Here is a 22,179-nt window from a genome sequence, read left to right as displayed (position 1 = left end):
ATAATCAAGCTTATGTTTTTATTGAATATAGATGTCAATAAAATCCACCTACTTTGTCACCGTTACATAAAGAAGTATTAACAATGGCGTATTAATTACAGTTTGTTACTGTGACACAGCTCAAGTTTATCTCTGCCAAGCCGTTACTTGAATCATGCCTTCCCTCTTATTTAGGACGCTCTATGCTTGATTCCATTCGTTCACGTATCTTGGCTGCCTGTATCATCATCGTGGCAGGCTCTCTGGCCATTAACACCTATTTTAACTACTCGGTTGCCAGTAAATATAACAATAGTGCCATAGATAATACCCTGACCGCCGTTACCGCCAGTCATGGTGTCGGGATCGCCGATTGGGTTGCCTCCAAAACACAAATGATTGTGTCACTAAAAGACAGCGCACTGACGGCAGACCCGACAGCGGCACTGCGACAAGTTGCAGCCGCAGGTAACTTCATCAACGTGTATATCGGCTACGCGAACAAAACCGCGATTTTTTCTAATCCCGATGGTATTCCAGCCGGCTACGACCCCACTGGGCGGCCATGGTATCTACAAGCGGTAAAAGCGGGCAAACCCGTGGTCACCCCACCCTATGTTGATGCTGGAACCAATCAGTTAGTGGTAACGTTCGCATTGCCGATTATTCAGGACGGCAGCGTTAAAGGGGTATTGGCTGCTGATGTCACCATGGACAGCGTGATTGCAAACGTGAAATCCATACACCCGACTGAAGATAGTTTTGGTATGTTAATCGATGCCGATGGCACCATTATCGCTCATCAAGATGCGAAACTAGCCCTTAAGCCACTGAGCGATATTGCGCCGACGCTGGACCTTAAAACACTGTTAACAGCAACTGAGCCTGTCGCTGCCAATATTGGCGATAACAGTAAATTGCTGCTGGCCCAAGCAGTACCAGGGACTCAATGGTTTACCGTTGTCGCCCTGGACAAAGCTCAAGCTACCACCGGCATGCGGTCGTTACTGACCACATCACTGGTGACGCTGGTGATTATTATTTTAATCGCTGTTGTCATTATTAGCCTCATTACCAAACGTGCTCTGGCACCGCTGACCCATGTGCATAAAGCCATGGATGCTATCAGCTCCGGCTCAGAAGACTTAACTCAGCGACTGCCGGTAGAAGGCCGTGATGAAGTGGCAAAAATAGCCCTTTCGTTCAACAATTTTGCCGACAAACTGAGTGTAGTAATGGCGCAAATCCGTGATACCAGCGAATCAGTACGGATTGCAGCCAATGAGATAGCGGCAGGTAATCAGGATCTGTCGGGCCGCACAGAGTCTGCCGCCGCCAGTTTGCAGCAAACCTCGGCGGCGTTGGAACAAATCTCGGCAACCGTGGCCCACTCCGCCAGCGCAGCGCGCCAGGCCAATACTGCGGTACTTTCGGCGGCTAACGATGCTTCACGTGGTGGCGACGTGATAGCTAAAGTCATCACCACAATCGAATCGATTGAAGCGGCATCTGGCAAGATCGGCGATATCACCAGTGTGATCGACGGTATCGCTTTCCAAACCAATATTCTGGCACTTAACGCGGCGGTAGAAGCGGCACGCGCGGGTGAGCAAGGACGCGGTTTTGCTGTGGTCGCAGGGGAAGTTCGTACATTGGCGCAGCGCAGTGCACAGGCAGCGAAAGAGATCAAAACGCTGATCGAATCGACAGTCAGCAGTGTGGCATCTGGCTCCGGCCAGGTACGTCAAGCCAGTAATACCATGACCGAAATCGTCAGCAGCGTGTCGGATGTCACCACCATTATGTCTGAAATAACCAACGCAGCCGATGAACAAATGCGCGGCATCCACGAAATAAATAGTGCGGTCGCGCAATTGGATACCATGGTGCAGCAAAATGCCGCATTGGTGCAGGAATCCACCGCAGCATCTGCGGCGTTACAAGCTCAGGCTGCTGATTTAACCAGTGCCGTGAATCAATTTAGGATCTAGTTCAGCATCGGTATAAATAGAGAAAATACCGATTGGTTTCAGTGGGTTGAAAACTACCCACTGAACCCCCTACCCCAGCAATATTCGTGCACCAATTTTAATCGGTGCAAAATTGTCGTGTTTCATACCCGCTTCAGTTAGTGCCTGCTTGAGTTGTTGTGGTGGTTCATCCAGTGGTTCGTCAGCCAGTTCAAACACCCCCCAATGAATCGGTACTGTCATCGGCTGCTGTAATTGTTTAAATAACTGCACCGACTGCTGTGGATCCATATGTTGGGCCTGCATAAACCACCGCGGGGCATAAGCACCAATGGGCAAGGCGGCATAATTGAATGGCCCTAACCTTTCGCCAATGGTTAATAGTTGCTGGCAATAACCTGTATCACCGGTAAAGTAAAAGTTAATATCATCACGCTTGACCACCCAACCAGACCACAAACTTTGGTTACGATCCCAGGGGGTACGCATGCTCCAATGCCGTGCCGGTACACAATGAAACTCAAATTCAGCTGCGAGGTGTTTATCCCACCAATCCAGTTCATGAACATGGCGAGCACCCTGCTGTAGTAACCAACTTTTTAACCCTAACGGTGCCAGAAAAATCAGCTTAGGAAAGCGGCGCAATAATTGGCTAATCGTTGTCACATCCAAATGGTCGTAATGGTTGTGAGAAATCACTACCACATCTATATGGGGTAACTCTTTTACGCTGGCAGGTACCGGTGTTCTCCGTGCTGGCCCGTAAAAATTGAGCGGCGAGGCACGGCCGGAGAGTACCGGATCAAACAAAACCGTTTTCCCACTGACCCGCAATAACAGTGACGCATGGCCTAGCCACCACAACGCATCCTGCTGCCCGCTAAAATCTGCCGCTTGCCACCAATCAGTGACAAACTGCGCATATCCTTGCTGCGGCGGTTTTGGTAGCGACTGGCGTTTTCGCTCTTCACGCCAACGCTTCAAATCTTGTGGATGATGAACAACCGGCTCCAGATTCTGAAATCCAAACTCAGTGTGGTGTGGCTTACTGGCATCATAATAGGGGTTTTTCTTTGCCATTCTACGTCCTTCACTGTCAGCCGCGATTGCAACCAACATTTATTCATGGGCTATGCCCGCAATAATTCGCCCTTTCACAAAAGTGATATTTTCACACTGTAAGCAATAGCGCTAATTCTAGTAATGGTCTTTCATTCTGCTGGTTAAAATCTTGCCACACGTGTCACGGTCATTATTGTCACAAAATGGCATTATCGATTATTCGCATTATCATGGATATTCTGTTTTTTGCTGAATATCCACCCTAGCTACTAATTTGATTCATATCAATTTTTACTGTAATAGGCGCCTTTTCTGGCCGAAAAACCCTTTTTCGTGATCGAACACTCATTTTTATAAACGCCATACCTTTATAAAGAAAACGATTATCCATTATTAATGAAACATTGTTTTAATTTTAGGTGGCAGTAAAAATGAGTAAACAGATTTCAACAAGGCATACGCTGGCGTACGGGAGTGCCAACTTACTGGGAAGTGGGGCACTGGCAATCAGCGGAGCCTGGCTGATGTATTTCTACACCACCTTTTGCGGGCTATCAGTCGTAGAGGCTGCGACTATTTTCTCAATCGCCAGTATTCTTGATGCGATTAGTAATCCAGTAATGGGTTATATCACCGATAACTTCTATAACACCAGACTGGGCCGCATCTTTGGTCGTCGTCGCTTCTTTATCTTACTGGGTATCCCGCTGGTACTTGTCTATCCAATGTTATGGATGAGCGGTTTTGGCTTTTGGTATTACCTACTGACCTACGCGCTGTTTGAACTGATTTATACCTCCATCATGGTGCCATATGAAACATTGGCGACCGAGATGACCACCGATTTTGCCAAACGCTCCAAATTAACTGGTTCTAAAGCCATTTTCGGTAAAGTAGCAAACTTTTTGGCCGCTTTTATTCCCGGTCAGTTTATTGCCATTTACGGTAAAGATTCTGCAACCCCCTTCCTTTATACCGGTATCGCTTACGGTCTGATTATGTGCTGCGCGATGATCTGGCTTTATAGCTCATCATGGGAACGCCCAGCGAGCGAAGTGGTCCGTGAAACCACCAGCAGTTTCGGCCAGGCGCTGAAAAAGCTGTGTGTTGATATGGCGTCTACTTTCCATCTGCGCATTTTCCGCAAGCATCTGGGTATGTATCTGTTCGGCTTTGGCGCGGAGTGGTTATTCGCATCGGCATTTACCTACTTTATTATTTTTGGTTTAGGTCAAGATGCCGCACTGGTTTCTCAGCTCAATAGTTTCAGTTCAATAATGCAGTTGATTTCCACCGCCGTCTTTATCGGTATCTGCGTCAAAATGGGCTTTGCTCGCCCGTTCCGCATCGCTCTGCAAGTGGTTATTGTCAGTGTGATTGCCTATGCTGCGCTCTATTTTACTGGCTGGTCGCAAACAACAACTGTCATTGTACTGTTCTGTATTACCGCAGTTTTCGGTTTAAGCACTGGGGGGATTTATTATATTCCGTGGACGGTTTATACCTTCCTGGCGGATGTGGACGAAGTATTGACCGGCCGTCGCCGTGAAGGGATCTACGCCGGAGCCATGACCTTTGCAGGTAAAATGGTACGTTCGATTATTGTTTTCGCCATGGGCTGGACATTAAGTCGCTTTGGTTTTGTCTCCGGGCAATCGAGCCAACCGGAAGTTGCCGTGCAAGCCATCGTAGGGGTATTTGCCATCGGCGTTATCGCTCTGGCACTGGTGGCTATCTATTACACCACGCAAATGAAACTGGACCGTAATAATCACAAAATCCTGCTAGAAGAGATTGAGCGGATTAAAGGTGGCGGTGCCATGGCAGATATTCCGGCCCATGCCAGAGCGGTTGCTGAAGAACTAACCGGTTGGAAATATGAACAGTGCTGGGGCAACAACCACCTTGGCATGAAAGAATCATCCAATGTGGCTCCAAAGCCTGTGACTGAAAGCTAATTGATTTTCGGTTTTAACCACAAAACGCATCGGCCAACACCGGTGCGTTTTTTATTACGTAGAATAACCTTATGATTCTGCTCAACTAACCGCAGGATTTCATTCGTTTAACGATATCCCGCTAGTGAGCAACTCGCGATCCTAAATCACGATCCTGAGTTTCGCCGTGGATCAGATGTGTCAATTCTTCAACACACTGAATCAGCCCATGTTCGATGCGGTAAAAAGCGATAACTTTCATCAAGACCCTTTGCCCGCTCTTTTTGACCACATCAACCAGATGCACACTGGCAATCTGATCACCATCCGCCATCACTTTTTCCAGCGTGATGGTTCCACTAGCAAGTGTGCTTTTCAACACCTGCACATGGCGAATAAACGCCTCATAATCTAATTGATTACCATCAGCTTGCTGTTGATAATCGGTCGAAAAAAATGCAGCAACATCCTGGGTGCTATAGCTCGAGTCAACCAAAGCAGTAAATACCTGTTGGAGAAATTGTTTTGCCTGTTGCGAATTCATCATGGTGACTCCCGTTATCCAGCGCCAATGCTGAGAATGCCAGACTAGCAATATCCTTGTGGCCTTGATAACGTATCTGAGTCATTCAATACGGTTTTTACGCCATGCAATCTCATTTAATTGATCCTTCACAACTGATGCTGACAACGATGCCAGTATTGACCGTGGTACAGCGTCACGACAAGCTAGCGCGAATGACGCAGCCGCATCGCCACAGTGCGGGCCAATTATTAGCGGCAATAAATGGCTTGCTAACTATCGTCATACCCGAGGGTCAATGGGTGGTACCGGCAACACATGTGGTCTGGCTTCCCCCTCATCAACAGCACGGTTTCCGCTCGCACGGCCCTTTTCACGGCTGGAGTGTATATTTGCGCGAAGATGTCTGTGCGTCTTTACCGCTACAGCCGCGAACGATGCAATTAAGTGGCTTATTACGAGAAACCGTAAATCGCGCAGCGCAATGGCCCCGAGGGGAATTACTTGAGAACCAGCAGCGGATTATGGCGGTGATGCTAGACGAAATTGCATCATTACCTGCCGAACCATTTGAATTACCAATGCCACAAGATCCACGGCTGATAAAGGTCGCGCATGAGTTACTGAGTGACCTAGCTAACAAACAGAGAATGGATCAATGGGCACACTGGGCTGGAATGTCACCCCGAACACTGAGCCGTCGTTTCATCGCAGAGACAGGCTATAGTTTTAGCCACTGGCGGCAACGCGCACGTTTCATGCGCGCGCTGGAAATGCTGGCAGAGAAAATACCCGTGACCCATGTCGCGTTGGATGTCGGCTACGAAAACCTCAGCGCTTTTATTGATCAATTTCAGTGCGTTTTTGGCGTGACCCCCGGCAAGTACTTCCCGGTAATGTAAATTTTTCGTCTGTCTGAAAATTTCAGCATGTTTTATGCCAATATCCGATTACTATAAGCACACGACCACTTACTTTGTTTTTGAACATGGATAAAAGATTGTTGAAACATTTCACTGCCCCGCTACTGGCCGCTGCTCTATTCACTATTCCATTGCACAGCGATGCCAAGACAGAGCTTTTGACCTCACAAGTTGTTGATCAATATGCCGAACATATTTTCTATAACAGTGGTGCCATGGGAATGGCTCTGGTGGTTATTGATAACAATCAAGTGGTAAACCGTAGTTTTGGGGAAACCAAACCCGGTAACAACCTGCGTCCACGGCCAGACTCACTGATTCGCATTGCATCAATTACCAAGCTAATGACCAGTGAAGTGATGGTAAAACTGGCCGATGACGGCACGGTAAAATTGACCGATCCCCTGCGAAAATACGCACCTAAGGGAGCACGAGTCCCTGCTTATAACGCAAAACAGCCGATTACCTTGCTGAATCTAGCCAGCCACACCAGTGGCCTGCCGCGCGAGCAACCCGGTGGCCCACAAAAAAGGCCGGTGTTTACCTGGCCGACTAAAGATAACCGCTGGCAATGGATGAAGCAGGCCACGGTCACCGTGCCGCCTGGGGTTAAAGCCGCCTACTCCAATTTGGCCTACGACTTGCTGGCCGATGCGCTGTCACGGGCATCAGGCAAGCCTTATAGCAGTTTGCTGCGTGACAAAATCACCGCTCCGTTGGGGATGAAAAACACCACCCTGACCCCAACGGCAGAACAATGTAACCGTCTGATGGTCGGAGTAGGCAGTAGTCGTTGTGAAAACACCCTTGCGGCGGCGGGAAGTGGTGGGATTTACTCAACACCGGAAGATATGCAGCGTTGGATGCAGCAATTCTTAGCTTCTGATAACAGCGCGCGCAAAAGCTCAGCCAAACGTGAACAGGCGCTCTATTTCCAACGTCGTGATTTGGTGTCATTAAAAGGTATGGATGTTGCCGGTCAGGCAGACGCACTGGGGTTAGGCTGGGTCTACATGGCGCCTAATGCCGAACTACCAGGAATTATGCAAAAAACCGGTGGTGGCGGTGGATTTATTACCTATATGGCGATGATTCCAGAAAAGAACATTGGGGTTTTCGTCGTAGTGACCCGTACCCAACTGACTAAATTTACTAATATGAGTGATGGCGTTAATCGATTAGTCGCTCAATTGGCGAAGAATAGTTAGCATCGGCTCAATTGCGGTGAACATAGGCCCGTTTTAGTTCCCAGCACTTTTTGATATACCGACCGAATAATAGCTCGGTGAGTATTGCTTCGGTATCAGATTGTTAGGCGACATATGCGGGCATTCGATGTCAGTTTGCCGCAAACCGCCCCAGCACAGCACAACCCGCGGTGCTGGTAGGTATCGGCAATGGGCAAACATACCTGCGCATAGATGTAGCCCGTAGCATCAATTATGCTGCCGCTCAATGATGCTAACTCTCGGGCCGTGAGGAAGATAAGGCGCACAGTTGCGCCATAAAGGACCTGCCGTTCTGTGGCGGGGCCGCGTTAAAGAAATCACAAACAGTGGCCCCTACATCAGACAGCGTTGTGCGGTAACCAATCTCCCCTCCGGCAATACCGGGTCGCCACACCAGTAAGGGCACATTCTCGCGAGTGTGATTACTATGCCCAATTGTCGGGTCATTACCGTGATCCGCCATCACCACCAGGCAATCATCCTGCTGCATTCGCCCCATCAAGATCGCCAGATTCTGATCCACTACCTGCAACCTTTCGGCGTAGCGCGCCACATCCTGTGCATGACCCGCCAGATCGGTTTCCTGAATGTTAGTGCAGATAAATCCATCTCCTGGTTTTTGCAATTCCGCCAAGGTGATATCCATGATGGTCTGGGTATCGACCAGATTTTGATAGTTGGTACCGTGCGGATTGAGTGCGATATCGGCCACTTTGCCCACCAGCACCGTTGGAATACCAATATCATAGAGCTGCTGTGGAACTTGAACGCTGGCATCTACGCCATAGCCCAGATGTACGACCTGAAATCCTTGTTGATAAACCCCTGAGCGTGGTGCATTAATCCCGATATAACGACCCTGTTTCTCCTCTGCGGCAGCGAGTAGCTGCTCATTGCTCGCTAGCAAGCCACCAAAAGCAATCACCCGCCCAACCTTCACACAGCTACGCACTGTCTCACCAATGGCACGGACATCAGCAAACGAAATCGCACTCAGGTTAGCGCTGATGTTAAACACCTGTCCGAGATCCGCTTCCAGGTTATCACCGACCGCCGCGGCCTGATTTACCAACAGATACTGCAACCGGCTTCCCTGACGTTCGACATGCCAACCCGCCGCGACCAGTTTTTGCTCGACCTTATCGATCACCTCGGAAAACGGCATACGCAGCGGTGACTGTGGGCGGGTACCCAGTATTTCCTGATGCCCCATAAAGGTGTCACCGCCTTCGTGTTGCAGCGCTGCCCTGCCGTACACCGCCGTTAGCGAAGGTTTCATCACGTTCGGCGCGAACCCCAGAGCGTTGATGAGCCCCAATTGTTCAAGTGTCGCTAGACTCAATTGCGGAAAACGCTCCAGAATATGCCCACAGGTATTCGCACCGAGGTCCTGCGGCCTGACCTGAGGCACATCGGCCATGCTTCCCACACCAAAGCTGTCTATGACTACCACCACGAATTTACTCACCTTGCCCCCTGAATAACATTGCCGAGTCTGTCATACAGCGCTTCGAGTACTGGGTGACCAGACACAATAGCGAAAACTAGTGCCACATCGCTACCCGTGACAAAAATCTGAGTACGGAAACTGACTTACCTACACCGAATGACTTAGGTGCAAGGCCGGGAGACATAGCTTGCCGCTAGACTCCATCAGATTAAAAGCCTAATAATCATTTTTTTGAATATTTAATATGAAGGCAAAACTCACTGGCATTAACCTTTATGCGCCATCCACAAGCTGAACAGATTAGCTAATAAATACCCCTCTTCATTCGGGTGCAGGGCCAAATTAAACCGTGACAGCAGCGCCAAATGGATCTGTAAAATTTGTGGAAACGCGTCAGAGGCTCTGATTTCAGCCAACAATTCATCATCAAGTGGTCCAACTTCCTCACCACGGCGACTGCGCATTAATGCATTTGCCATATGCGTGAGCGCCATTTCCCCCTGCTCCGTGCGCACCGGCAGTGCCCATACCGTTTCCAACTGTGCGACAACCTTTTTCATGCCATCGCAGATGTCCTTATCAATAACCCCTGCCTGATATAGCACGTTTAGCCGATTCTCCATACCGCCAACTCCCTGATAGCTTTTAGTCATTGGGTTGCTGCTCGGCGTTCAACGCCCATGCTGTGATCAGCCAACAATAATTGAATATAGATAACAAGCAGAGAACAGACAAAAAGAGAATGGGATCACAAAAAGAAATAACCCAGGAGGGGGGACAGCAGAAAATCAGCAGTGGCAGCAGTACAAAGGCAAAAACCCGCTATCTTATTCAGATAACGGGTTTTTAATTGGTGCCGGCACCAAGAGTCGAACTCGGGACCTACTGATTACAAGTCAGTTGCTCTACCAACTGAGCTATGCCGGCGAAATTTTTTGGAACGTTACTACGTTTCCTTGGCGCGCAATATAGTATAACTCAGAACAAACAATCAAGCGTTATCAACAAATTATTTGTATCCCGCTTCATAAAACAACAGATTGATGAATAAATAAGCGTAGCAGTTATCATAATCGGATTCCCATCACCAATCGATACCTTTCTGCGCCTTAATTCCATGATCAAATGCATGCTTCACTGGTCGTAACTCACTAACGGTATCTGCCAGTGCGATAATTTCCCGATGGCAGGCTCGCCCGGTGATGACCACACTTTGATGTACAGGCCGATTTTTTAACGCCGCCAACACCGCATCCAAGCTCAAATAACCGTAAGTGAGCATATAAGTGAGCTCATCTAAAACCACAAGCTGGTAACCAGGGTCAGATAACATCCGCGCGCCCTGCTGCCACACTAGTCTGGCCGCTTGGATATCCGCCGCTTTATCTTGGGTATCCCAAGTAAAACCGGTTGCCATGATATGAAATTCGACCCCGTTACGCTCCAGTAAGTTACGTTCACCACACTCCCAGTCCCCCTTGATAAATTGAAGCACACCTACCCGCATATCATGGCCAACGGCTCTGGCTGCAGTTCCAAATGCGGCGGTACTTTTCCCTTTGCCATTACCGGTAAATACAATAATGATCCCGCCGTTTTTTGTCGCGGCAGCAACCCGCTCCTCAACCTGTTGTTTAAGATGTTGCTGCCGCTGCTGATAACGCTCTTCGTACATCGTGGTTTCCTCAACACAACGTTATTTCTGACAACCGGCACAGGCCTTGATTTGAATTTGATCAAAGAATGAATTGCCTTTGTCATCAACGAGTATGAACGCCGGAAAGTTCCTGACTTCCATCTTCCACACAGCTTCCATTCCCAGCTCGGGATACTCAAGGCATTCCAGACTTTCGATATACTCCTGCGCCAGAATGGCCGCAGAACCGCCGATACTGCCCAAATAGAAACCACCGTGCTTATGGCATGATTCGGTGACTTGCTGGCTACGATTGCCTTTTGCCAACATGATTAAGCTGCCCCCCTGGGATTGGAACAGATCGACATAAGGATCCATGCGCCCTCCAGTCGTTGGCCCCATCGAGCCGGATACCAATTCATCCGGTTTTTTTGCAGGTCCAGCATAATAGACGGGATGATCTTTCATGTATTGAGGTAATGGCTGGTTCTGTTCCAAACGCTGTTGCAGCTTGGCATGCACAATATCGCGGGCAACAATTAACGGGCCATTGAGTGATACGCGGGTGGATACCGGGTAAAGTGAAAGCTGTTGACGAATTTCATCCATCGGGCGGTTAAGATCAATGTTAATTACCGTCCCTTCGTTATTAATCCGCAAATCTTCAGGAATATATCGCTCAGGGTGGCGCTCTAATTTCTCCAACCATATGCCCTCTTTATTAATTTTGGCTTTAATGTTCCGATCAGAAGAACATGAAATTGCCATCCCTATCGGGCAAGAGCCACCATGACGCGGCAAACGAATAACCCGAACATCATGTGCAAAATATTTGCCACCAAACTGAGCACCCAAGCCAAATTCACGTGAAGCTTGTAACAGATCCTCTTCCAGAGCCTTATCACGGAAAGCCTGACCGAACGCATTACCCTCGCCAGGTAAGTTATCGTAATATTTTGTCGAGGCGAGTTTAGCGGTCTTCAAGGTTAATTCTGCGGAGGTACCTCCTATAACAAAAGCAATATGATAAGGAGGACAAGCAGCCGTTCCCAGGCTCTTCATTTTCTCAATTAAAAAGGCTTTGAGTTTTGCCGGTTCCAACACCGCTTTTGTTTCCTGATAAAGCGCTGCTTTATTGGCGGAGCCGCCGCCCTTATTCACAAACAAGAACGAATATTGCATACCCGAGGTAGCAAAAATATCAATTTGCCCAGGAAGATTGGTACCGGTATTCACTTCGTTATACATATCTAACGCCGCATTTTGTGAGTAGCGCAGATTATCTTGGCGAAAGGTGTTATAGATGCCGCGTGATAATGCTTCGGCATCATCAGTATCAGTCCAAACCCGTTGGCCTTTTTTCGCTACAATGGTGGATGTGCCCGTATCCTGGCAGTTCGGCAAAATACCTTTGGCTGAAATCTCCGAATTTCTCAATAATTGCAATGCGACATATTTGTCATTTTCGCTCGCTTGCGGATCATGCAAAATGGCAGAAACTTGCTGCTGATGTGCTGGGCGCAGGAAGAATGAGGCATCATGGAACGCTTGCTGGGAGACTAATGTCAGCGCTTCAGGTTCAACTTTTAATACTTCGTTGCCATCAACCTCGATAGTGGAAACATACTTATCCGTTAACAAGTAATATTCTGTGCGGTCCTCAGACAGAGGGAAGAGATCTTGGTAAAAAAAATCATTTTTATACATTATTTTCACTCGATTAGCTGAATGGGAAATAGTAAGAAAATATCGCTGACCCTTTGTATTTAAAAAATCAAAGAATAAAAAAACCTCAGTAAGTCGCTGGTATCATCGTGCTATTATTAATAGAGTAAAATAAAAAGCAATTGTTCTATCTGCAACACATAATGCGTATTGGTGAATAACTCCAGAACAATTTCCACAGCCGAAAAAGAAAGAAAAACCAAGGTAATAACCCATTAAAAATAGGCACAAACCAGAAATGGCTGCGCTATGGTAATATGCCATAAAAATACGACAACTCAATTATCATCGTAAATTTAGAACACGACATTAATTTAATCCTACGTTCAAAACATATATTTTATTTTAAAAAATAAAATATAATTCTTTATCTGTCGCTTTGAAAAATTAATTAACCCATGCTCTTTTTAGCTCTTCCTCTTTAGATTTATCATGGAGCCAGCGACTTAATTTTTGCAAGCTTCTCAACCCTCTTTTACCTTCTTTGTAGGTCAGTACAAAGTGGTTTCCGGTGCTCATGGGTAAATCACATGGAATGACCATATCACCATTTTCCAAATCCTTGTGAATAGCAAATCGGGGCAATAACGCCATGCCAAGATTGGAGCGCACAGCAGAAATCAGCATCGATAAAAGATCAAAACGTGGCCCCATTCGTACTTTAGGGCTATTAACGCCTGATAATGTAAACCAGTCATGCCACGAATCTAAACGAGTTGTTTGATGAAGCAACGTAAGTTCATCCATCAACTGCTCTGCAAGCATCACTTTTTTCTCATCCTGCCACAACATCCGGCTGCAGACAGGCACTAGCTCTTCTTCAAACAAGTGCTCATTTTCAGCCCACGGGCTACAGAAATCCTCACGCATAATTGCCGCATCGTATTTCAAATTCAGAAAATCAGCAGGCGTAGTCAGCGCCACTAAATTAAGGACAATCTCAGGATGCTTCTCATGAAAGTCACTGAGATTTGGAATGAGCCAATGTGTGCTAAATGTTGGTGTAACCGCCAGCTGGCTTTGTTGAATAATTCGGATTTAGATAAAAGCGCCTCTCGTCACTGACTTCCTCAGGCAATCCGCACACTTTCTGGCATCCCTGCACGCGTCATTTTGTTTAAGGCACGGATCATGGCCATAGTTTCTCCAACCTGCGCATCGTAATCCCTCAACGTAAGATGCCCACCAAACAGCTGTTTTACGCGGTACATCGCCGTTTCGGCCACTGAACGCCGGTTATAAGCCGTGTGCCATTTCCAGTACGCATTGCTCCCAGTAAGCCGTTGCCTCGCCACCGCCTGATTTCTGTCGGCATACTCCACCGGCCAGTAGCCGGCGCGCGTTCGCGGCGGGATAAGCGCCTTAATTTTCTTGCGCCGCAACTCGTCGTGGCACCGCTTTGTGTCATAAGCCCCGTCGGCACAGGCAGCCCTGATTTTCCTGTGCGTCTGACGGATAAGCCCCGGGAATGCCTCTGCATCAGTCACGTTGTTTAGGGACAGGTCAGCGCAGATAATCTCATGCGTATCAGCATCCACCGCCAGGTGCAGTTTCCGCCAGACGCGGCGCTTTTCCTGGCCGTGTTTTTTCACCTTCCACTCACCCTCACCGAAGACTTTTAAGCCGGTGGAATCGATAACCAGATGGGCAATTTCACCGCGTGTTGGGTTTTTGAAAGGGATGCTGACGGATTTAGCCCGCCTGCTGACGCAGGAATAATCCGGGCAACGGAGCGGGAGCTTCATTAGGGTAAAGATGGAGTCAATGAATCCCTGCGCAGCGCGAAGTGTGAGGCGAAAAACGCGTTTGAGCATCAGAACGGTTGAAATGGCCAGCTCAGAATAACGTTGCGGACGACCGCGTAAAGACGTGTTGGGCTCGTCATACCAGGCCTGAATGGCCGACTCATCAAGCCAGAATGTCAGTGAGCCCCGATTGACAAGCGCCTTGTTGTAGGTGGCCCAGTTGGTGATTTTGAACTTTTGTTTTGCCACGTGATATCGCTGCAGGATCAGGAGTGTGGTGATCTGATCCTAACTACGGCCAAAAGTTCGATTTATTCAACAACGCCATGCACAACTTCAACGTCATCAATCTCGGAGTGATGGTGAGTCAGGATGAATATATTGATGCTGCCATTGAAACCGGTGCTCACGCCATTGTCATCTCCTCTATCTATGGGCACGGTGAAGTGGATTGTATTGGTATGCGTGAGAACTGCATTGAACGCGGAATTGGCGAAATCTTGCTGTATGTCGGCGGAAATTTGGTTATTGGTAAACATGCATTCTCAGAAATTGAGTCAAAATTCAAAGAGATGGGATTCAACCGCGTCTTCGCACCCGACACTGATTTGGAATTAGTCTGTTCTTTAATGAAAGGCGATATTGAACATGCCATGCAACCAGAAGCAGCGGCTGGGGGCGTGCAATGATCACCGTTTCTATCGATATCGGCTCCACCTGGACAAAAGGGGCAGTGTTCGAGGTGGGAGATGATGACCATATTGATGTGAAGAATTATGCATTATCTCCTACTACGCCACACCATTTGGCTGAAGGATTTTTTTCGGTATTGAATAAGATCCTGAATGTTGCCGATGCACGCCCTTTATTAGCGTCAGGGCAGGTCAATATTGATTACTCCTCATCGGCCAAAGGCGGATTAGCGGTTGCTGCTATTGGGCTGGTGCCCAATATTACCCTCGAATCCGCCAAGGTCACCGCGCATTCTGCGGGGGCTAAAGTGTCACAACACTTCGCCTATAACCTGAATAAATCAGATGTACGGGCTTTAGAAGCATCACCGCCGGATATCCTGTTATTTACCGGTGGTACTGACGGCGGTGACTACGCTCATGGCCTGTCTAACGCGAAACTATTGGCTCAATCTAAATTGAAGTGCTCCATTATTTATGCCGGAAATCGCGACTTGCAAGATGACGTATTGGAGATCCTCGGTGATAAAGATTTAACCATCGTTAATAACGTGCTGCCCAATCTCGACAGCCCTAATCCATTTGATGCGCGTAAGGCTATTTGCAACATTTTCCTCAAAAAGATTATTAGAGGGAAAGGTTTAGACGTCATCGTTGATCAAACGGGTGAAGACCCACTGCCTACGCCCTATTCAGTCTTCGAACTGGTACAACAAATTCGCCAATACGTGCCCGATTGGGAAACGTTCATGTTGATAGATATGGGGGGTGCTACTACCGATGTTTATTCCTCCTATAACAGTCATATGTTGCCCGATACCGTGATACACGGGATCCCAGAACCGCTGATTAAACGAACCGTAGAAGGTGACCTGGGGATGCGCGTTTCAGCGATGAATGCTGGCGAAACGGGTATGCCGATGATTGCTCATTACTTCTCACATCAACAAAACCAAATTGATGCTTTTTATCGATATTTAACCCATATCACTGCGCATCCGGGCTATTTACCCCGTAGCGATGAAGAGATTGTCTTCGACCAACTGTTGGCTGGGATTTGTGTCGGATATGCCACTGAACGTCATGCGGGCAAAAAAACACAGGTTTGTACCTGCGCAGGCAACATTGACCTACAGGTCGGTCGCGACTTAAGCCTGGTTAAAAAGGTGATTGGCACTGGCGGATGGCTCTCCCGGGCAGAATCATTCGATATTCATAACTGGCTGAAATATCGCAATTTAGATGATGAGGGCAAGCAAGTACTGCTCCCCAGCAAGTTTGAGTATTACAGAGATACACAAGGTTTACTTCCCCTGTTGGCTAATGTCGCCCGTCGCTTTCCTAAAGCTGCCGCCCAAACTGGCGTTCGAATTTTGAACAAGTAAAAACTGGAGTCATGATGGAACTTCGCAACAAAAAGATTTCTTTAGATCACTTTATGTCAGAACGTTTTCACGTCTTACAAACGTGGCACACCGGCAAAGACGTTGAGAAATTTGAAGATGGCGTTAAGTATCAGCAAACAATTCCTGAGTCGAAAAATTTTGCCCGGGCATTATTTGAAGCAGACTGCCAAGGCATTACGTTGAGCCAACCTCGTGCTGGGGTCGCATTAATCGAAGAACATATCGCACTGCTGACAGCGTTGCAAAAAGATTGCGACCTCCTACCCACCACGATTGATGCCTATACCCGCCTTAATCGTTACGAAGATGCAGCCATCGGCATCCAAAAATCTATCGAAGCAGGGACATCAAAACTCAATGGTTTACCGGTCGTCAACCACGGTGTAACAGCTTGTCGCAGCATTACTGAAAGTTTGTCTAAACCGTTGCAGATCCGTCACGGAACACCTGATGCACGGCTGCTGGCCGAGATAGCAATGGCCAGTGGGTTTACCAGCTACGAAGGCGGCGGGATCTCCTACAACATTCCTTATGCAAAACGCGTAACGCTGGAGAAATCCATTCGTGACTGGCAGTACTGCGATCGCTTGATTGGGGTATATGAAGAGCATGGTATTCGTATTAACCGCGAGCCATTTGGCCCATTGACCGGCACCTTAATCCCGCCGTTTGTGTCCCATGCGGTCGCGATTATTGAAGGTTTACTCGCGCTGGAACAAGGTGTCCGGTCTATCACCGTGGGCTACGGCCAGGTGGGTAATATTGTGCAAGATATCGCGGCTATCCAATCATTACGCGAGCTGGCTCATGAATATTTCCACGCTAATGGCTACGACAATTACGAGTTGAGTACCGTGTTCCATCAATGGATGGGGGGATTCCCAGAAGATGAGTCCCGTGCATTCGCGGTTATCTCTTGGGGGGCCGCAGTAGCGGGGATGGCCGGTGCTACCAAGGTGATTACCAAAAGCCCACATGAGGCCTACGGGATCCCAACTGCCGAGGCAAATGGTCAAGGATTAAGAGCCTCGAACCAAATGCTGAACATGGTTCGTGACCAAAAATTCCCACCTTGTCTGGAGGTCGATCGCGAGGTTGATCTGATTAAACGTGAAGTTCGCGCCGTTATGAACAAAGTGCTGGAACTGGGTCAGGGCGATATTGCGATAGGTACCGTACGTGCCTTTGAAGCGGGAGTCCTTGATGTGCCATTTGCCCCCGCCACCTGTAACTCCGGCAAAATGATGCCTATCCGCGATAACCACGGCGCCATCCGCGTCTTCGATCCGGGTTCAGTACCCCTGCCTGAAGATGTACTAGCACTCCACCATGATTTTGTTGCTGAACGCGCTAAAGAAGAAGGCCGTGTACCTTCATTCCAAATGATTATTGATGACATTAACGCTGTATCCCACAGTAAATTAATAGGAAGACCATAATGAAAATCAAACACGCTCTGTTCACCGCAGGTTACTCATCTTTCTACTTCGATGACCAACAAGCAATCAAAAATGGCGCGAAATTGGATGGGTTTATCTATCAAGGCAAGCCGGTGACTGAGGGATTCACGTCAATTCGGCAGGCAGGTGAATGCGTCAACATCCAATTAATTTTAGAAAATGGGGCCGTGGCAGTGGGTGACTGTGCCGCAGTGCAATACTCAGGCGCTGGTGGTCGTGATCCTTTGTTTATCGCAGCAAATTTTGTTCCTTTCTTAGAAAAACATATCAAACCCCTACTGGAAGGGCGCGATGTCAGTGAGTTTCGTCTGAATGCCCGTTTCTTTGACGACGTGACCATTGATGGCAAACAGCTACATACCGCCATTCGTTACGGCCTTTCTCAGGCATTGCTGGATGCCACTGCGTTAGCTACCGGGCGTTTAAAAGCCGAGGTAGTGTGTGACGAATGGCATCTGCCGCTGGTTGCCAAACCTATTCCGCTGTTTGGTCAAAGTGGCGATGACCGTTATATCGCTGTGGATAAAATGATCGTTAAAGGCGTCGATGTTCTGCCACATGGTCTTATCAACAACGTTGATGAAAAACTGGGCCGCAATGGCGAAAAACTGCGTGACTATGTGAGTTGGTTAGCCAAACGCGTGGCTGAACTGCGCGTTGATCCTAACTACAAACCGAATCTGCATATTGATGTTTACGGCACCATTGGCCTGATTTTTGATATGGACCCAATGCGGTGCGCTGAATATATCGCCAGTCTGCAAGAACAAGCCGGCGATCTGGATCTGTATATCGAAGGGCCGGTTGATGCGGGCAATAAACCAGACCAAATCCGCCTGTTAACTGAGATTACCCGCAATCTGGCAAAACTCGGTTCGAAAGTCAAAATTGTGGCCGATGAATGGTGTAACACCTATCAAGACATCATCGATTTTACTGATGCGGGTAGTTGTCACATGGTGCAGATCAAAACCCCTGATTTGGGCAGTATTCACAACATCGTGGACGCGGTTCTTTACTGCAATAAAAAAGGGATGGAAGCGTACCAGGGGGGGACTTGTAACGAAACCGATATCAGCGCTCGCACCTGTGTGCATGTCGCTATCGCCTCCCGTCCGATGCGGATGCTAATCAAACCGGGGATGGGTTTTGATGAAGGGATGAACATTGTGTTCAACGAGATGTCTCGCACCATCGCGCAACTTAATGCAAAGGCTAACTGATATGTCTAAGACCTTTAAAATTCTCTCACCAACGGCCATCTTGGGGTACGGATTCCCGGAAGAGAGCTTTATGAAAGCGATGGAGGAGTCACCTGATTTAATCGCCGTAGATGCTGGATCCTCTGACCCCAGCCCTCACTATTTGGGTGCCGGTAAACCTTTTACCGACCGCGCTGGAGTAAAACGCGATCTGCGCTATATGATAACCGCAGGGGTGAAAAATGGTATTCCTGTGGTTATCGGTACTGCGGGTGGTTCAGGTGCTGCACCGCACCTGGAGTGGTGTCGCCAGATAATTTTAGAGATTGCCAAAGAGGAATCGCTCAACTTTACGCTGGCTGTTATCCCTGCCGACGTCAGTAAAGAAGTGGTGCACGCCGCCCTTGATGCCGGCAAGATTCAGTCGCTGGATTTTGTCCCTGAACTGACTCATGAAGCCATTGATGCCACAACCTATATCGTTGCTCAAATGGGGATCGAGCCTTTTCAGGAAGCATTGCAAGCGGGCGCACAAGTGGTGTTAGGTGGCCGTGCTTATGATCCCGCCTGCTTTGCGGCGTTACCGATTATGAGGGGATTCGATGAAGGTCTGGCGTTGCATTGTGGCAAGATTTTGGAATGTGCTGCTATTGCAGCAACACCGGGATCAGGCTCCGACTGCGCAATGGGTATTCTGGACGAAACTGGCTTTACCTTAAAAACCTTCAACGAGAAACGTCAATTTACCGAAACCTCGGCCGCGGCACATACCTTGTATGAAAAATCTGACCCATATTTCTTACCCGGCCCCGGCGGCGTGTTGAACCTGAAAGCCTGTCGCTTTGAAAATGTCGGCAACGGCCAGGTTCGTGTCAGCGGGTCAGTACATGAAAACACGCCATACACCGTGAAGTTGGAAGGCGCACGTCCGGTGGGCTATCGTACCCTGAGTATTGCCGGCACCCGTGATTCCATTATGATTGCCGGTATTGATAATATTTTGGTCGAAGTACGCAACAGTGTCGAAAAAAACCTCAAAATCGATCCTGATGCGGTGAAGCTCAATTTTCATCTGTACGGCAAGAACGGTGTCATGGGCAAAATGGAGCCAGAGCCGGATACCACTTCTTATGAATTGGGTATTTTGCTGGATGTTGTCGCCCCGACTCAAGCCATGGCTGATAGCATATGTTCACTCGCCCGCTCTACTCTGCTTCATTATGGTTATGCCGGGCGAATAGCTACTGCGGGTAATTTGGCCTTCCCATTCTCTCCGTCAGATATTCGAGCGGGACTGGTTTATGAATTCTCCATTTATCATTTGATGGAATACACACCAGAAGTTGCATTTAAATTCCGCCTGGAAAATGTAACAACCGAAGGAGTGGTAGCATGAAAAAATCAATTTTAGATTTGGCACACGTTGTCAGATCGAAAAATGCCGGTCCTTATGAATTAGTGCTGGACATTTTATTTAAGGATAAAGAGATATATTCAAGCATTAAAGCATCAGGGCAATTTAAAAAAGAACTGATTGCGCAACTCTATAAAATTGACCCCAAATTTGTACACCGCATTGTTTGGTTCGATCCCGCCAATGCTGTCAAGGTAGTCATGCCGCGCAGCCTGGTATCGGGTGCAGTAGGCGATACTGACGTCTATGGTGCTCAGCAACATGCACCATTATTGAAACTCGAGTTTAGCATTTAGTATTTCATTAACTGTAGCAATAGAAAAAACACTCTAATAATCCGGTGCACTGCGCTGCGTCATTCGCTTCGTCCTGCACCGTGATTAATATAGAGGCAAATACAACATCAGCACTGTTATTAATTAAGTTTAGAGCAACGATACCACCCTACTTATAAATGGAATCCTTATGAAATCAAAAAATTTGACCACAATGATCATATTGGGTCTGATAATAGGTATTATTGTCGGATTTTTAATTAATTCCTTTAGCAGCCCTGAGTTCGCTAAATCATACTCATCTGAAATATCTATTTTCACCGATATTTTCCTGCGATTGATCAAAATGATCATTGCTCCATTAATCATCTCAACATTAGTGGTTGGGATTGCCAAAATGGGGGATGCCAAAACCTTAGGACGCGTTTTCTCAAAAACGCTGTTCTTGTTCATTTGCGCCGCATTCATTTCCATTCTGCTCGGGTTGGTGATTGTTAACCTGTTAAGACCCGGTGATGGGATTAACTTCGTGGCGGAAACTGCCAGCGCTGTTGACGGTATCGCACCAGTACCATTCTCGGCTAAGGTGTTTATCTCACACGCTATCCCAACCAGTATTGTGGATGCGATGGCACGCAATGAAATCCTGCAAATTGTTGTGTTCTCTATATTTATGGGAATTAGCCTGTCCGCCATCGGTGAAAAAGCTACCCCTATCGTTTCGGTATTAGATTCGTTGGCACACCTGATGCTAAAACTCACAGGTTACGTCATGTTGTTTGCCCCTCTGACCGTATTCGCTGCCATTTCAGCCATGATTTCTGAGCGTGGCTTAAGTGTATTAGTCAGTGCCGGTATCTTTATGGGCGAGTTCTATCTCACCCTCGGCCTGCTGTGGCTTATTTTGATTGGTTGTTCGATACTTCTGATTGGCCGCTGCACGCTGCGCTTAATTAAAGGCATCAGCGAACCCGCGCTGTTAGCTTTTACCACCTCAAGTTCTGAAGCGGCCTTCCCTGGTACGTTAGAGAAATTAGAAGAGTTTGGCGTATCCAACAAAATTGCCAGTTTTGTGTTGCCGATTGGTTATTCCTTTAACCTTGTAGGCTCCATGGCATATTGTTCGTTCGCGGTCATATTTATTGCTCAGGCATGTAATATCCATTTGAGCATGGGTGAGCAAGTCACCATGTTATTGATTCTAATGCTGACTTCTAAGGGCATGGCGGGGGTTCCACGTGCTTCATTAGTGGTTATTGCCGCAACGTTGAGCCAGTTCAATATCCCGGAAGCAGGGTTGATTCTACTGATGGGTGTTGATCCCTTCCTCGATATGGGCCGTTCTGCCACTAATGTGATGAGTAACGCAGTTGGTGCAGCATTGGTTGGGCGTTGGGAAGGTGAACACTATGGTGAAGGCTGCCGTGGCGTGGCAAAAGCGCGCACGGAAACTATCATGGTTAAAGAGATGGCGGTGATTCAAGAGACATTTACTCTCGAGGCGCAGGCCAAGTAATAGCCGTTCTCTGTTTGTTCCCGCTGAAAAAGCAA

General features: G+C 47.8%; 17 protein-coding genes, 1 tRNA gene and 2 pseudogenes. 11 read left to right on the top strand and 9 right to left on the bottom strand.

Annotated elements, in window-relative coordinates:
* Nucleotides 1-182: 182 nt before the first annotated feature.
* Nucleotides 183-1,970 carry a methyl-accepting chemotaxis protein gene (locus V1955_RS07315; protein ID WP_442820717.1) on the top strand — a complete coding sequence of 596 codons (1,788 nt, stop codon included), beginning with the start codon at nucleotides 183-185 and terminating at the stop codon, nucleotides 1,968-1,970.
* Nucleotides 1,971-2,039: 69 nt separating this feature from the next.
* Here the strand turns inward: V1955_RS07315 and V1955_RS07310 are convergent, their stop codons facing one another.
* Entirely contained in the window at nucleotides 2,040-3,068 is a 1,029-nt protein-coding gene (locus V1955_RS07310) for an MBL fold metallo-hydrolase (RefSeq protein WP_083158322.1), read from the bottom strand.
* 374 nt (nucleotides 3,069-3,442) lie between these two features.
* On the opposite strand from V1955_RS07310, the gene V1955_RS07305 reads away from it, so the two are divergent.
* On the top strand, nucleotides 3,443-4,969 hold the full coding sequence (locus V1955_RS07305; RefSeq protein WP_083158321.1) for an MFS transporter: 1,527 nt from the start codon (nucleotides 3,443-3,445) through the stop codon (nucleotides 4,967-4,969).
* Between the two features lie 121 nt (nucleotides 4,970-5,090).
* Here the strand turns inward: V1955_RS07305 and V1955_RS07300 are convergent, their stop codons facing one another.
* Complete coding sequence (locus V1955_RS07300; protein WP_083158320.1) at nucleotides 5,091-5,495, bottom strand: nuclear transport factor 2 family protein; 405 nt, start codon at nucleotides 5,493-5,495, stop codon at nucleotides 5,091-5,093.
* Between the two features lie 101 nt (nucleotides 5,496-5,596).
* Here V1955_RS07300 and V1955_RS07295 point away from each other — a divergent pair, with 101 nt between their 5' ends.
* Both V1955_RS07295 and ampH read left to right on the top strand, forming a co-directional pair.
* Complete coding sequence (locus V1955_RS07295; protein ID WP_442820716.1) at nucleotides 5,597-6,373, top strand: AraC family transcriptional regulator; 777 nt, start codon at nucleotides 5,597-5,599, stop codon at nucleotides 6,371-6,373.
* An 86-nt stretch (nucleotides 6,374-6,459) separates the two neighbouring features.
* Nucleotides 6,460-7,602, top strand: a complete 1,143-nt coding sequence (ampH, locus tag V1955_RS07290; protein ID WP_372559427.1) for a D-alanyl-D-alanine-carboxypeptidase/endopeptidase AmpH — start codon at nucleotides 6,460-6,462, stop codon at nucleotides 7,600-7,602.
* A gap of 253 nt (nucleotides 7,603-7,855) precedes the next feature.
* Here the strand turns inward: ampH and V1955_RS07285 are convergent, their stop codons facing one another.
* From V1955_RS07285 to V1955_RS07255, 7 genes and pseudogenes are all read right to left on the bottom strand, one after another.
* Nucleotides 7,856-9,091, bottom strand: coding sequence for a phosphopentomutase (locus tag V1955_RS07285; RefSeq protein WP_083158318.1), 1,236 nt, complete (start codon nucleotides 9,089-9,091; stop codon nucleotides 7,856-7,858).
* Between the two features lie 248 nt (nucleotides 9,092-9,339).
* Complete coding sequence (locus V1955_RS07280; protein ID WP_442821429.1) at nucleotides 9,340-9,696, bottom strand: PRD domain-containing protein; 357 nt, start codon at nucleotides 9,694-9,696, stop codon at nucleotides 9,340-9,342.
* A gap of 228 nt (nucleotides 9,697-9,924) precedes the next feature.
* A tRNA-Thr gene (locus V1955_RS07275) sits at nucleotides 9,925-10,000 on the bottom strand.
* 157 nt (nucleotides 10,001-10,157) lie between these two features.
* Nucleotides 10,158-10,748 (bottom strand): cob(I)yrinic acid a,c-diamide adenosyltransferase, encoded by a 591-nt coding sequence (gene cobO, locus V1955_RS07270; RefSeq protein ID WP_083158316.1) that lies wholly within the window; start codon nucleotides 10,746-10,748, stop codon nucleotides 10,158-10,160.
* Nucleotides 10,749-10,769: 21 nt separating this feature from the next.
* Nucleotides 10,770-12,416: a fumarate hydratase gene (locus V1955_RS07265; RefSeq protein WP_442820715.1), complete on the bottom strand. Its 1,647-nt coding sequence runs from the start codon at nucleotides 12,414-12,416 to the stop codon at nucleotides 10,770-10,772.
* 405 nt (nucleotides 12,417-12,821) lie between these two features.
* Nucleotides 12,822-13,460, bottom strand: a pseudogene (locus tag V1955_RS07260) (LysR substrate-binding domain-containing protein); the annotation flags it as partial.
* Between the two features lie 44 nt (nucleotides 13,461-13,504).
* Nucleotides 13,505-14,428, bottom strand: a complete 924-nt coding sequence (locus tag V1955_RS07255) for an IS5 family transposase (protein WP_226717630.1) — start codon at nucleotides 14,426-14,428, stop codon at nucleotides 13,505-13,507.
* Nucleotides 14,429-14,490: 62 nt separating this feature from the next.
* Here V1955_RS07255 and glmS point away from each other — a divergent pair.
* From glmS to V1955_RS07220, 7 genes and pseudogenes are all read left to right on the top strand, one after another.
* Nucleotides 14,491-14,868 (top strand): annotated as a pseudogene (gene glmS, locus V1955_RS07250) (methylaspartate mutase subunit S); the annotation flags it as partial.
* A complete protein-coding gene (gene glmL, locus V1955_RS07245; protein ID WP_442820714.1) occupies nucleotides 14,865-16,256 on the top strand; it encodes a methylaspartate mutase accessory protein GlmL in 1,392 nt (463 codons plus the stop codon). The pseudogene glmS and the gene glmL, both read left to right, overlap by 4 nt.
* A gap of 14 nt (nucleotides 16,257-16,270) precedes the next feature.
* On the top strand, nucleotides 16,271-17,716 hold the full coding sequence (locus V1955_RS07240; protein ID WP_442821428.1) for a methylaspartate mutase subunit E: 1,446 nt from the start codon (nucleotides 16,271-16,273) through the stop codon (nucleotides 17,714-17,716).
* The gene (locus V1955_RS07235) at nucleotides 17,716-18,960 is read left to right on the top strand and encodes a methylaspartate ammonia-lyase (RefSeq protein ID WP_102970385.1); all 1,245 of its coding nucleotides are present in this window, start codon (nucleotides 17,716-17,718) and stop codon (nucleotides 18,958-18,960) included. Before V1955_RS07240 ends, V1955_RS07235 begins: the two co-directional genes overlap by 1 nt.
* A 1-nt stretch (nucleotide 18,961) precedes the next feature.
* Nucleotides 18,962-20,335 carry an acyclic terpene utilization AtuA family protein gene (locus tag V1955_RS07230; RefSeq protein WP_442820713.1) on the top strand — a complete coding sequence of 458 codons (1,374 nt, stop codon included), beginning with the start codon at nucleotides 18,962-18,964 and terminating at the stop codon, nucleotides 20,333-20,335.
* Nucleotides 20,332-20,649: a DUF4387 domain-containing protein gene (locus tag V1955_RS07225; RefSeq protein WP_083158307.1), complete on the top strand. Its 318-nt coding sequence runs from the start codon at nucleotides 20,332-20,334 to the stop codon at nucleotides 20,647-20,649. Before V1955_RS07230 ends, V1955_RS07225 begins: the two co-directional genes overlap by 4 nt.
* 169 nt (nucleotides 20,650-20,818) lie before the next feature.
* Nucleotides 20,819-22,144: a dicarboxylate/amino acid:cation symporter gene (locus V1955_RS07220; protein WP_083158306.1), complete on the top strand. Its 1,326-nt coding sequence runs from the start codon at nucleotides 20,819-20,821 to the stop codon at nucleotides 22,142-22,144.
* Nucleotides 22,145-22,179 lie beyond the last annotated feature (35 nt).

It is taken from the genome of Yersinia sp. 2545 StPb PI, from assembly GCF_052217125.1.
GTDB classification, from domain to species: Bacteria; Pseudomonadota; Gammaproteobacteria; order Enterobacterales; family Enterobacteriaceae; genus Yersinia; species Yersinia enterocolitica_E.
Note: the sequence above shows the minus strand (reverse complement) of the source record. Positions and strands in the feature narration are given on the sequence as shown.

Excerpts from the sequence above, each read along its gene's own strand:
- V1955_RS07295 (WP_442820716.1), top strand. The coding sequence starts at position 5,597 with ATGCAATCTCATTTAATTGATCCTTCACAACTGATGCTGACAACGATG.
- V1955_RS07310 (WP_083158322.1), bottom strand. The coding sequence starts at position 3,068 with ATGTTGGTTGCAATCGCGGCTGACAGTGAAGGACGTAGAATGGCAAAG.
- V1955_RS07300 (WP_083158320.1), bottom strand. The coding sequence starts at position 5,495 with ATGATGAATTCGCAACAGGCAAAACAATTTCTCCAACAGGTATTTACT.
- glmL (WP_442820714.1), top strand. The coding sequence starts at position 14,865 with ATGATCACCGTTTCTATCGATATCGGCTCCACCTGGACAAAAGGGGCA.
- V1955_RS07235 (WP_102970385.1), top strand. The coding sequence starts at position 17,716 with ATGAAAATCAAACACGCTCTGTTCACCGCAGGTTACTCATCTTTCTAC.
- cobO (WP_083158316.1), bottom strand. The coding sequence starts at position 10,748 with ATGTACGAAGAGCGTTATCAGCAGCGGCAGCAACATCTTAAACAACAG.
- V1955_RS07315 (WP_442820717.1), top strand. The coding sequence starts at position 183 with ATGCTTGATTCCATTCGTTCACGTATCTTGGCTGCCTGTATCATCATC.
- V1955_RS07265 (WP_442820715.1), bottom strand. The coding sequence starts at position 12,416 with ATGTATAAAAATGATTTTTTTTACCAAGATCTCTTCCCTCTGTCTGAG.
- V1955_RS07240 (WP_442821428.1), top strand. The coding sequence starts at position 16,271 with ATGGAACTTCGCAACAAAAAGATTTCTTTAGATCACTTTATGTCAGAA.
- V1955_RS07225 (WP_083158307.1), top strand. The coding sequence starts at position 20,332 with ATGAAAAAATCAATTTTAGATTTGGCACACGTTGTCAGATCGAAAAAT.
- V1955_RS07230 (WP_442820713.1), top strand. The coding sequence starts at position 18,962 with ATGTCTAAGACCTTTAAAATTCTCTCACCAACGGCCATCTTGGGGTAC.
- V1955_RS07220 (WP_083158306.1), top strand. The coding sequence starts at position 20,819 with ATGAAATCAAAAAATTTGACCACAATGATCATATTGGGTCTGATAATA.
- ampH (WP_372559427.1), top strand. The coding sequence starts at position 6,460 with ATGGATAAAAGATTGTTGAAACATTTCACTGCCCCGCTACTGGCCGCT.
- V1955_RS07280 (WP_442821429.1), bottom strand. The coding sequence starts at position 9,696 with ATGGAGAATCGGCTAAACGTGCTATATCAGGCAGGGGTTATTGATAAG.
- V1955_RS07305 (WP_083158321.1), top strand. The coding sequence starts at position 3,443 with ATGAGTAAACAGATTTCAACAAGGCATACGCTGGCGTACGGGAGTGCC.